Below are 10,723 nucleotides of genomic sequence, written 5' to 3'. Positions count from 1 at the left end.
AGCCATTTTGGCAGCCACGGAGTAGAGGGTACACCCGATCCCATTCCGAACTCGGCAGTTAAGCTCTTCCTCGCCGATGATACTGCGCATCTTCGCGCGGGAAAGTAGGAAGCTGCCAAATTCTTCCACCGCCCCCGAAAGGCTCTCGCCTTCCGGGGGCGGTTCGCGTTTAAGGGCGATGGTGAGCCCAGCCCTGCCGGGCCCTTCCCCAGAAGTTCGCCACCTTCACGAAAAAGCTTCGGCACGAGGCCGGCGAGAGCAGGGCCGCACGTCGCCTTGAACTTGCGCCCCGCCCAGCCCGGGGGGCAGCTGGCACACGACTTGTGTCCGTGGGAGGCGCAGCCATAAAGGAGGAGTGGCCAACCCCCTGCGAATGCCGCTCCTGGGCGCTTGAAGCAGTGCCCGCCACTGTCGGCACCACCGGGCAGCCGCTGGCAGGAAACGCCGGACACCAGATACGGGAGCGCATCAGGTGATTCACAGGAAAATGCGCCGCGGGAAGTGGGGGGTGAAGGTGGTAAGGACTTTAACAATTCCTGTGAGGCCTTGTTGCGAAAACAGGCTGGGGAAGTTACAAAAAGGTAACTGGTTGCCTTTTTTCAACTTTGCGGCGATATATCTTGAGCGGTTCCCGCAGTTCCGTTGAATACGTCGAGAAGGGTGGGCCGGGCCGCCAGGGGGGCAGTGGCACCGGACCATCCTCTGCGTCGCGGGCGGCGCATCCGCATACAATCACCCGCTGCCGGAGGAGGGGAAAATGCCGGAGAGCGCAAAGACTCTTGGGCTGCCAAAAAGGTTTCTTGCGGCAGGGTGCCTGCTCTGCATGGTTTTCGCCCTGTGCGCCAATTGCATGGCACGGGAGGGGGGTGGGCCCAGCCAGCTCCGTTACTTCATGCAGCCGCCTCATGTTGAAGGCAGCGCCACGCCCTATGGCAACAATACGGCCGCCGGGCACTACGTGCAGGCGGCCGATGCGAAGATCTGGTATGAAGTCTATGGCGCGGGAAGCCTCATCTTTGTCTTTCATGGCGGGGGCCTGGGCTGCTCCTACGAGCTCGGCGGGCTCATCGACGAACTGCGCAAGCAGCACAAGGTCGTGGTCGTTTCGTCCCGTGGCCACGGGCGTTCGGAAATCGGGCATGGCCCCATGTCGCTCAGGCAGAAGGCCGAAGACATGCTCGCGGTGATGGAAAAGGTCACGGACAGGCCCGCGGCCCTCCTCGGCTTCAGCGACGGCGCGTATACGGCGCTGGAAGTGGCCGCCCTGAAGCCGCAGGCCGTGGAGCGCGTGGTGGCCATTGGCGCCGGCACCCTGGAGCGCGGCTTTTTCCCGGACAAGCTGCCGCTTGTGGGGCTCGAAAAATTGGACAAGGCCTATGTGGCGCAAATGCGGGCCCTGGCGCCCGAGCCTGGGCGGCTGGGCCAGTTCCTGAATGACTACATGCGCATGTGGCACAACACACAGGTGGGCAAGGAGCTCTTCGGCGCCATCCGCTGCCCGGTGCTCTTGGTGGTGGGCGATGGCGATACGCACGCCCCGGTGGGCACGGTGCTCGCGGCGAAGGACATGGCCGCCCATGCCCGGCTGTGCGTCGTGCCCCATGCCGGGCATGCCGCCTTTCTCGACAATTATCCTGTCGCGTGGGCGGCCATCAGCCAGTTCCTGAACGCCCCGTTGCAGGAGCTGGAAGGGGGCGCGGAAAAGGCAAAGCAGTAAGGGAGTGTGCAAGGCGGGTCGAGCCGCCCCCGGCCCTGTTGGCGGATTGCTCCCGCAAGCGGACTCCCTCGCGCGGCCCTAAAAGCCCAGTGAGGTCTCGGGCCCGGGCCTGTCGGGGAGCGGCGCGCGCCCGGCAGTGGCGCTCCCGCCGCCGAAACGCAGCAGGAACATGCCGGAAAAGCGCTTGCCCTTGTAGACCTCCACGCGGAAGAGCCGCCCCCCGCGGTCCACGGAGAAGCGCGGCTGAAAGTCCCTGCGGCGCAGGGCGATGCCGCTTTCATCGGGCCGGCCGCAGTCCATGCCGATGGCATTGACGCGGTAGCCGGGTTCGGGCCGCACCGTGGCCGCGTCGCGCACGTCGAGGATGCTCCCGAAGGGGACGGTCTCCTCGCGGCCGTCCACCTGCACGGTCATGGCGTCGCGGCTCGCGTCCACCTCGCGCCAGTCGGGCCGGATGAGGGTGATGGTGCGGTTGCCGTAGTGGATGCAGATCCTGTCGCTCTTGCCCTCGCAGGGCAGCACCGCCATGATGGGCTTGGAGGTGATGGCGCGGGCCGGGCTGTTCCTCGGCAGGGGCAGGTAGCTGATGGCCGGGCGCACGTCGTCGAGCGGCAGGAAGACGCGGTTCCCGGCAAAGGACACGCCCAAATTGTCCCTGAGGGCCCGGGCCACGCCCGAGGGCGTGAGCTCGAAATCGCGGCTGAAGCGCACGCCCGCGCGCCTGAGGAAGGCCTCCACCATGAGCAGGTGATAATACGCGCGCAGCTCCACGGGAAATTCCTTGCTCGCCTCGAGGCCAAAGGCCGCCTTGCCGTGGCGCACGGCGAAGTAGGAGAGGCTTTTTTCCATCTCCCGGTCGCCCGCTGCAGTGTGCGTGTTGTGCACATGCAGGGCGTGCAGGGGCCGGATGAGGCGGCTGTTGGCCTCCCGGGCCACGGCGTCGGCCTCGGCGGCGAGCGCCCCCATGAAGGTGCCGGGCTCGAGCTCGTCCTGGTCGATGATGACCGACTGCCCCCAGCGCGCCGGGTTGCGCAGCCTGTCTTCGTGGCGGGGACGGTAATAGCCGCTCCCATCGTGCAGGTTGAGCACGAGGCCCACTTCAGGGTGCCGGATGAGCTCCTGGATGCGGCGCACGGTGGCGAATTCCGGGTCGCTCTCAGGAAGGCGGGCGAACTTGCGGTTCATGTCGCCGTAAAGCCCGCGCGAGCGCTTGATGATGCTCGGGAAGTTGAGGTTGGGCACCACCCAGACCGCGCCCTCGGCGATCTCGTAGCGGGTGGCCAGCAGGGTGGCCGCGGAAAAGCCCCCGGGCTCGTCGCCCTGAATGCCACCCACCACGAGCACCGCGCGGGGCGCCGCGCCAAGGCGGATGGTGGTGAAGTCGAGCGGAAAGGTCTCGGCCCGGGCCCAGGGGGCGGGCGCGCACGGCACGAGGGCGCACAACAACAGCGCGAGCCCGCGGAGCAGGGCGCCCATCGTGCGGGTGCCCCGGGCGCCCCCGTGGAGGGCGGAGGCGTGCAAGGAAAGCCCGGGCGCCTGACGGCGGGCCGTGAAAGTTGTGTCTTTCCGCATCACTGCTGCACCATTCCTGATTGGGCGATTTTTACGCCATTCGGCCCCCCCCCGCAAGAGGAAAGGCACCCGGGAGCACCACGGGCGCCGAACCCTTGGCGCGGCTTGACGCGGCCGTGCAAAGCCTCTATAAAGTGCGCTTTCGCCGCCCGTGATCTCTGGTATTTCCGGGCGCTGCGTCGGGGCGTCCCATGCCCTGCCGCGCGCAAGGGCCGCTCCCGGCCGGCGGAGCAAAGAACCTGTTTCGCGCCAGCGGGGAGCCCGCATGTTCGAGAGCCTTTCCGACAGACTTTCCGGCGTTTTCCGCTCCTTCGGGGGGCGCCAGCTCACCGAGGAGAATATTCAGGCGGGCCTGCGGGAGGTGCGCCTGGCCCTGCTCGAGGCGGATGTCAATTTCCGCGTCGTCAAGGATTTTGTGGAAAGCGTGCGCGAAAAGGCCCTCGGCCAGGCCGTGCTCAAGGGCGTGAGCCCGGCGCAGCAGGTGGTCAAGATCGTCCACGACGAGCTTGTCGCCCTTCTGGGCGGCGAGGCGCAGGGGCTCTCCTTCGAGGGCCGCAAGCCGTCGGTGGTCATGCTGGTGGGCCTGCAGGGCTCGGGCAAGACGACTTCCGCCGCCAAGATCGCCAACCTGCTCCGGCGCGGCAAGCACAAGCCCTATCTCGTGCCCGCTGACGTGTACCGGCCCGCGGCCATCGACCAGCTCCAGGTGCTCGCGCGCGAGCTCGACATGCCGGTCTATCCCTCCACGCAGGACATGGACCCCGTGGACATCGCCCGCGATGCCGTGGCCGCGGCCCGGGAGGCCGGCGCCGACGTGGTGCTGCTCGATACCGCCGGCCGCCTGCATGTGGACGCGCCCCTCATGGACGAGCTTTCCGCCATCAAGGAGGCCGTAAAGCCGCAGGAGATCCTCTTTGTCGCGGACGCCATGACCGGCCAGGACGCGGTCACGGTGGCCGAGGCCTTCAACGAGCGGCTCGGGCTCACGGGCGTGGTGCTCACCAAGATGGACGGCGACGCGCGCGGCGGCGCGGCCCTTTCCATCCGCTCGGTGACGGGCGCGCCGGTGAAATTCGTGGGCGTGGGCGAAAAGCTCTCCGAAATGGAGGTCTTCCACCCCGACCGCATCGCCGGGCGCATCCTCGGCATGGGCGATGTGCTCACCCTCGTGGAAAAGGCGCAGGATGCCTTTGACGCCGAGGAAGTGGAAGCCATGGCGCGCAAGATGCGCAAGGCGAGCTTCGACCTCGAGGACTTCCGCACCCAGATGCGCCGCGTCAAGAAGCTGGGCTCGCTGGAAAGCATCCTCAAGATGATTCCGGGGCTCGGCGGCCTCACGGACAAACTGGCCCAGGCCAACGGGGCGCTCCCCGAGGCGGAGCTCGCCCGCACGGAGGCGATCATCAATTCCATGACCCCGGCGGAGCGGCGCGACCCCGACATCCTCAACGGCAGCCGCCGCGCGCGCATCGCCAAGGGCTCGGGCACCAGCGTGGCGCAGGTGAACCAGCTCGTGCGCCAGTTCACCCAGATGCGCAAGATGATGCAGGGCATCATGACCGGCCGCGGGCAGGGCAAGGGACTGCCACGCATGCCGCGCGGCCTGCCCGGCGGGATGCCGGGCGGCTTGCCGGGCATGGGCGGATTTCCCGGGATGCCGCCGATGCCCGGGGGCGCCCCAGCCGGCCATGGCGGCAAGTCGGCCGCGGCGAAGAAACGCAAAAAGAAAGAGCGCCAGCAAAAACGCAAGAAAAAATAACCCGCGGGCACAAGGCCCCGCCCCTTGCCCTTTTTCGGGCGCAACGCTACACTTTGAAACTAACGCAAGGGAGCAGAACACATGGCAGTGAAACTGAAACTTACCCGCCTTGGCAGCAAGAAGCATCCGTTTTACCGCGTGGTCGCCGCCCGGGACGAGACGCGCCGCGACGGGCGCCCGCTGGAATTCCTGGGCTTCTACGACCCCATGACCAACCCCGCGGATGTGCGCCTCGATGCGGACAAGATCCGCGCCTGGCTCGACCGCGGCGCGGAACCCACCAGCACGGTGCGCTCCCTGCTCAAGAAGCACCTGGCCTGACATCCGGCGGGGCCTGCCAGCCAGTCTGCGCCGCGCGTGCCCGTAAGTGGGCGCTGTGGGGCGGATATGCGCCTGCGGCGCGCCTGGCCGCATGTGTGGCCGCCGGGGCAGGCCCAGGCGGCGCCTTTTGGCGTTGCGGTGGAGGTGCCTGATGAAAGCTCTGATCGAAAATATCGCCCGGGCCCTGGTGGACGACCCCGCCGCCGTGGAGGTGCGCGAGGTGGACGGCGACCAGGCCACGGTGCTCGAGCTCAAGGTCGCGAGCGATGACCTCGGCAAGGTCATCGGCCGGCAGGGCCGCACCGTGCGCGCCATGCGCACCCTGCTCGGGGCCGCGTCCATCCGCGCGGGGCGGCGCACCGTCCTCGAGATCCTGGAGTAGGGCGCTGGTGGCCGCACCAGCCGGAAAGCCAGCCCCCGCGAGCCGGGCGGACGCCCCCGTGCCGGAGGGCTTTGTGGACTTGGGCAGCGTGGCCCGGCCCCACGGCATCCGGGGCGAGCTCGCCGTGGACTGGTTTGCGGACGCAGCCCCCGGCGCCTTCAAGCGGCTCTGGCTCTGCCGCGGCGGAAGTGAGCCGCGCGCATGCACCGTGCTTGGCAGCCGGGCGCACAAGGGGCGCCCCCTGCTGCTCCTTGAAGGTGTCACGAGCCGCGACGAGGCCGAGGCCCTGCGCGGCGCGCTGCTGTGCGTGCCCCGCGCCGAGCTTCCCGAGCCTTCCGGGGACGAAGCCTACCTCGCCGACCTCATGGGCGCCGATGTCCTCCTCCCGGACGGCAGCCGCCTCGGGCGCCTCGACCATGTGGAGCTGCCCGCCGGCCAGGAGGTCTGGGCCATCCGCACGGACGACGGCCGCGAGATCCTCTTCCCGGCCCGGCCGGACTTTATCCGCTCCTTCGACCTCAAGGCCCGGCAGGTGTGCATCGACCCGCCCGAGGGCCTTCTGGACGTGTATCTTGCCTGAACTTCCCGAAGTGGAAACCGTGGTGCGCACCCTCGCGCCACATGTGACGGGTTCGCGCATCGTGGGCGCCGAGGTGCTGCGGCCCTCGGCGGTGCATCCGCTGAGCCTCGCGCTGGCGAGCCTCGCCGGCCTTGCCGTCACGGGCGTGCGCCGGCGCGGCAAGCTCATCCTCATGGATGTGGCGCCAGGCCCCGGCCCTGCGCCCGGAAATGCCGGCACCATTCCCACGCTTGTGGCCGTGCACCTGCGCATGACCGGGCGCCTCCTTCCGCGCCCGGCCGGGAGCGCGCCGGGCCCCTATACCCGCTGGTATCTCGACCTTGTGGCGCCGGACGGCACGCCGCAACGCCTGATCTTTGACGATACCCGCGCCTTCGGCACCGTGCTTGCCGCAACCCAGGCCCTGCTGGAACGCTGGGAATTCTGGCGCAGCCTCGGCCCCGAGCCGCTGGAGCTGGACGAAGCCGCCTTTGCGGAGCTCTTGCGCGGCCGCAGGGCCGTCAAGGCGGCCCTGCTCGACCAGCGCGTGGTGGCGGGCATCGGCAATATCTATGCGGACGAGGCGCTCCATCGCGCCGGCATCGACCCGCGCCGCCCGGCGGGTGGGCTCGATGCGCGGGAGCGGCGCGCCCTGCTTGGCGCGCTCAGGGATGTGCTCAGCCTCGCCATCGCCCAGTGCGGCAGCTCCATCCGCGATTACCGCGACGCGGACGGCAATGCCGGCGCCTTCCAGAACAGCTTTGCGGTCTACGGGCGCGCCGGCGAGGCCTGCAAGGGCTGCGGGCGCCCGCTCGCCCGTGTGCGCGTGGCCGGGCGAGCCACGGTGTATTGCCCGCACTGCCAGCGCTGAGGCTGCACAAGGGCCCGGCCGGCGCAGGGAGGAAGGATCCATGGCGGCACAGCCCGTGGTGGACGTTGCGCTCCACATCTTTGGCAAACCGTACCAGACGGCGCTCTGCCTCGCCTCGCTCATGCGGCATATGGGCGACAAGCTGCGCACGGTCTTCTATGTGATGGAACCGAGCCGGCCCAAGTTTGACACGCTTGGGCCCGAGACTCTCGTGGATTTTGTGCCGCGCATGCATTCCTGCATGGTGCCGGAGTGGCTGGTCACCCGGCCGCTGGAGCCGGGGAGGCTGCGCGAAGATGCCTACCGACACTCCCTGCGCTACCAGTACGCGTGGGAAAGCTCCGATGCCGACTGCCTCTTCACCGTGCATAATGACATGGAATTTCGCGGGGATGTGCTTACGCCCCTCTTGGAGGCCCTCCCCGGTCATGTGGCCGTGGGGCCCCTCGGCCAGTGCTGGAACTGCCCGGCGGCGCGCGAGGACATCGTCAAGGCCTGCGGCGTCAACGGGGGCAAGCCCTGCCGGCCGGGGGCCTATGGCGAGTTTCGCTGTTCCGCGGCCGACCTGCAGGCGCTCTATCGCAAGGCCAGGGCCATGGGCATGCGGCTGCGCGTGGAGGGGCGCACCCAGTTCGGGCCGGAGTATGAGCGGCGCCCCTGGCCGCTGCCCGAGTGCCGCGTCAATGAATGGTGCTGCCTCATCGACCTGCGCAAGGCGCGCGCGGCCACGGTGCCCGAGGGGCACGGGCGTCCCTTCGGCTGCTACCTGCCCTTCCAGGACATGGGCGTGGCCTGGTTCCGCGACGTGCACCACCAGGGCATGAAGGCGCGCCATGTGCCCCTGCCGCCCTTTGTACTCCATCGGGGCGGCCACCAGGCGCTCTTTGACGAGGGGGCCTACCGCGCGGCCGAAGCCGACGCCGCGGCCATCCTCGCGCGTGACTATCCCGAACACAGGGCCGAACTTGCCAAACGCGGTTTCGTGCTGCCTGCGGGCTAGGGCGCCTGCCGGGCCGTGCTCACGCGCAGGGGCCCCGTTTCGGGCAGCTCCACGCTGATGCGCCCACGCGTGCCGGTGTCGAGCAGCGGGATGTGCCGCGCCGCGAGCCATGCGCCCAGGCGCCTGCCCGGATAGCCCCAGCGGTTGCGGAAGCCGCAGCCGGCGAGCACCAGTTCCGGCCGCACCGCCTCATGGAAGGCCGGGAGGAAGCTGCGGTCCGAACCGTGATGCGGCGCCACGAGGATGCGCGCGGAGATATCGGCGCCTTCCGCCAGCAGCCGCCGGAGCACCGCGGGTTCCACATCGCCCGTGAACAGCGCGAGACCCTCGCCGTTGCGCGTGAGCCGGAGCACCAGCGAGGCCTTGTTGCCTGCCCATGGTTCCGGCGCGTCGCCTCCGCCATCCCCGCTTTCCGGGGCCATGCGCGGCGGGTGCAGCACTTCCAGCGCATAGCCGCCGGAATCTCCCAACACCAGCTTGTCCCCGGCGGCGAGCGGCGCGCCCGGCGTCCTTTGCCGGGCCTCCCGCCACGGCTGGCGCAGCTCCCCGGCGGCATCGCGGCCGTTGTGGAAGAGCCGCTGCACCCCGAAGCTGCGGAGCAAATGAAAGAGCCCGCCCACATGGTCGAGGTCCGGGTGCGTGTTGATGACGGCATCGAGCCGCGGGGCGTCATTGGCCGTGAGGAGCGGGTCGAGGAGCGCCTTGCCCGTATCGAAGCCGGGCGAGAGCGCGCCGCCGCCATCCACGAGGATGCGGACATGCCCGGGGAGCCGCAGATAAGTGGCAAGGCCCTGGCCCACGTCAAGCACTTCCAGCCGGGGAGTTGGGTCCAGGCGTGACGCCAGCCGCAATGCCGGCCCCACGCAGAGCAGGAGCAGCCCGGCCACGAGCCAGCGCCGCGCCTTGAGCCGCGCTGTGGGGCGTCCGTCCCCGGCCATGACCGCAAGCGCCACGCCGAGGGCCGCGAACGCCGCAAGCGCCGCCCAGTGCGGGCGCAAGCTCCCCGGCCCTTCCAGCAGGCCGTGCCGCTGGAGCATGTCGAGGCAGGCGAGCATGGCCTGGCAGGGGAGTGCGGCCATATCGAGGATGACCCGGGCGCAAGCCTCAAGGCCAGCCACCGCGCAGCCGAGCCCCAGCGCCGCCCCCGGGAGCACCACGAGGTCGACCGCGGGCAGCCAGGGCACATTGAGCGGAAACCAGAGCCCGAGAGTGCCGAAGCGGGCCAGCATGAAGGGCAGCAAGGCGAGCTGGATGCAGAAGGAAACAAGGAAGACGGCCCCGAGCCCGTGCAGGACGGCGCGGCTCCGCCGCGCGAGGCGTGCTTTGAGGGGCGCCCCGGGCGCCGGCGGCCTTCCGCTGCCGGGCGCGGGCCACAGGCGCCGGATGCCCGGCACGGTAAGGCAGATGACCGCCACGCAGAGCACGGAGAGCTGGAGGCTCAGGTCGAAGAGGCTCAGCGGGTCGGCGAGCACGATGCAGGCCAGCGCCCCCAGCAGCGCGTCAAGCGGGGTCGCCGTGCGGCCGCGCAAAAGCCACAGGGTCATGAGGCCCAGCATGCAGGCGGCGCGCAGAAGGGACGCGGGCGCGTTGCCGAGCCAGAGATAGGCCAGAGCCGGAGGCAGGCTCGCCACGGCCACCCACACGGCGCGCGCCCGGAAGAGATAGATGCCGGGACGCACGCGCGCCAGCAGGAGCACGCTGAACAAGCCGACGAGCCCGGCGAGCGCGAGATGCTGCCCGGAAAGGGCGAGGCTGTGCGCGAGGCTCGCGGCGGCGAATTCGTCCACCGTGGCGCGGCTGAGAAAGGAGCGGTCGCCGAAGAGCAGGGCCGGCAGCATGGCCTTGGCCTGCGGCATGTCCATGGAGGGGCCTGCTCCGGCCGTGGGCAGGAGCGCGCGAACCAGATCGCGCCTGAGATCCTCGCGCAGCCGGGCGGACGCCGTGCCAGCCCCTGTGACGGTGGGGCTGCCGCTCCAGCCCCTGCTCCAGAGGCGCCAGAACACGTCCTGCGCGGCCCAGCGGGCTTCCTGCACGGGCTCCGCGCTGTTGGCGAAACCGCGCACGGGCACGGGGCGCCGCTCCAGGCAGACGGACTGCCCGGCGAGCGGCCGGAAGGCGGCTTCGTCCCATGTCCAGGCAACACGCCCGGCAAGAGCTTCCCCACCCGCTTCCGGGCGTACGTTTTCGAGGATGACGCGCAGGCGGCCGTCGGGGAGGCCGGCAACGCGGCGCACTGTGCCGCAGAGGCGCACAGGGGGAGTTTTCGCGGCTTCGCCGGGCGCTCCCGCAAGCCATGCCGGTTCGGCAGGCGGGGAGCGCAGGGGCGCAAGCTGCCAGAGCCCGACAGCGAGGCCGGCCGCGCACACCGCAAGAGCCAGCAGGGCGCGCCGGGGCGCCCTGAGGCGCGGGTCGGCCAGCAGGAGCAGCAAGGCGCCGGTGAGGCCTTCCGCCGGCCAGAGCGCGGCGAGGATGCCCGCGCACCAGAAGAGCAGGCAGACCTGCCAGAAGAGGGGCGGCTGGAGCGGCGGGTGGCGCATGGCGC

9 protein-coding genes and 1 rRNA gene are annotated in these 10,723 nt (G+C 69.8%); 8 read left to right on the top strand and 2 right to left on the bottom strand.

Going from position 1 to position 10,723, the window contains the following annotated elements; genetic code table 11:
• Positions 1-6 precede the first annotated feature (6 nt).
• Positions 7-121: ribosomal RNA gene (gene rrf, locus G7Y54_RS09560) — 5S ribosomal RNA — on the top strand.
• A gap of 636 nt (positions 122-757) precedes the next feature.
• Entirely contained in the window at positions 758-1,717 is a 960-nt protein-coding gene (locus G7Y54_RS09555) for an alpha/beta hydrolase (protein WP_165079073.1), read from the top strand.
• Between the two features lie 78 nt (positions 1,718-1,795).
• Here G7Y54_RS09555 and G7Y54_RS09550 read toward each other — a convergent pair whose 3' ends face one another.
• Positions 1,796-3,193 (bottom strand): M14 family metallopeptidase, encoded by a 1,398-nt coding sequence (locus G7Y54_RS09550; RefSeq protein ID WP_165079090.1) that lies wholly within the window; start codon positions 3,191-3,193, stop codon positions 1,796-1,798.
• Between the two features lie 361 nt (positions 3,194-3,554).
• Here G7Y54_RS09550 and ffh point away from each other — a divergent pair, with 361 nt between their 5' ends.
• The 6 genes from ffh (at position 3,555) to G7Y54_RS09520 (ending at position 8,181) form a co-directional block, all read left to right on the top strand.
• Positions 3,555-5,048: a signal recognition particle protein gene (gene ffh, locus G7Y54_RS09545; RefSeq protein ID WP_165079072.1), complete on the top strand. Its 1,494-nt coding sequence runs from the start codon at positions 3,555-3,557 to the stop codon at positions 5,046-5,048.
• Between the two features lie 81 nt (positions 5,049-5,129).
• Positions 5,130-5,369 carry a 30S ribosomal protein S16 gene (gene rpsP / locus G7Y54_RS09540; RefSeq protein WP_165079071.1) on the top strand — a complete coding sequence of 80 codons (240 nt, stop codon included), beginning with the start codon at positions 5,130-5,132 and terminating at the stop codon, positions 5,367-5,369.
• A gap of 148 nt (positions 5,370-5,517) precedes the next feature.
• The gene (locus tag G7Y54_RS09535; protein ID WP_206214944.1) at positions 5,518-5,751 is read left to right on the top strand and encodes a KH domain-containing protein; all 234 of its coding nucleotides are present in this window, start codon (positions 5,518-5,520) and stop codon (positions 5,749-5,751) included.
• Positions 5,752-5,809: 58 nt separating this feature from the next.
• A complete protein-coding gene (gene rimM, locus G7Y54_RS09530) occupies positions 5,810-6,331 on the top strand; it encodes a ribosome maturation factor RimM (protein ID WP_241159445.1) in 522 nt (173 codons plus the stop codon).
• Positions 6,324-7,181: a bifunctional DNA-formamidopyrimidine glycosylase/DNA-(apurinic or apyrimidinic site) lyase gene (mutM, locus tag G7Y54_RS09525; protein ID WP_165079068.1), complete on the top strand. Its 858-nt coding sequence runs from the start codon at positions 6,324-6,326 to the stop codon at positions 7,179-7,181. The genes rimM and mutM overlap by 8 nt, the downstream gene beginning before the upstream one ends.
• Positions 7,182-7,221: 40 nt before the next feature.
• Positions 7,222-8,181 carry a hypothetical protein gene (locus tag G7Y54_RS09520; RefSeq protein WP_165079067.1) on the top strand — a complete coding sequence of 320 codons (960 nt, stop codon included), beginning with the start codon at positions 7,222-7,224 and terminating at the stop codon, positions 8,179-8,181.
• Here the strand turns inward: G7Y54_RS09520 and G7Y54_RS09515 are convergent.
• Complete coding sequence (locus tag G7Y54_RS09515) at positions 8,178-10,718, bottom strand: ComEC/Rec2 family competence protein (protein ID WP_165079066.1); 2,541 nt, start codon at positions 10,716-10,718, stop codon at positions 8,178-8,180. The two genes, G7Y54_RS09520 and G7Y54_RS09515, sit on opposite strands and share 4 nt — an antisense overlap.
• Positions 10,719-10,723 lie beyond the last annotated feature (5 nt).

This window comes from Desulfovibrio sp. ZJ746 (genome assembly GCF_011039155.1).
Lineage (GTDB): Bacteria > Desulfobacterota > Desulfovibrionia > Desulfovibrionales > Desulfovibrionaceae > Desulfovibrio.
Note: the sequence above shows the minus strand (reverse complement) of the source record. Positions and strands in the feature narration are given on the sequence as shown.

Excerpts from the sequence above, each read along its gene's own strand:
- G7Y54_RS09555 (WP_165079073.1), top strand. The coding sequence starts at position 758 with ATGCCGGAGAGCGCAAAGACTCTTGGGCTGCCAAAAAGGTTTCTTGCG.
- G7Y54_RS09550 (WP_165079090.1), bottom strand. The coding sequence starts at position 3,193 with ATGGGCGCCCTGCTCCGCGGGCTCGCGCTGTTGTTGTGCGCCCTCGTG.
- ffh (WP_165079072.1), top strand. The coding sequence starts at position 3,555 with ATGTTCGAGAGCCTTTCCGACAGACTTTCCGGCGTTTTCCGCTCCTTC.
- rpsP (WP_165079071.1), top strand. The coding sequence starts at position 5,130 with ATGGCAGTGAAACTGAAACTTACCCGCCTTGGCAGCAAGAAGCATCCG.
- G7Y54_RS09520 (WP_165079067.1), top strand. The coding sequence starts at position 7,222 with ATGGCGGCACAGCCCGTGGTGGACGTTGCGCTCCACATCTTTGGCAAA.
- G7Y54_RS09515 (WP_165079066.1), bottom strand. The coding sequence starts at position 10,718 with ATGCGCCACCCGCCGCTCCAGCCGCCCCTCTTCTGGCAGGTCTGCCTG.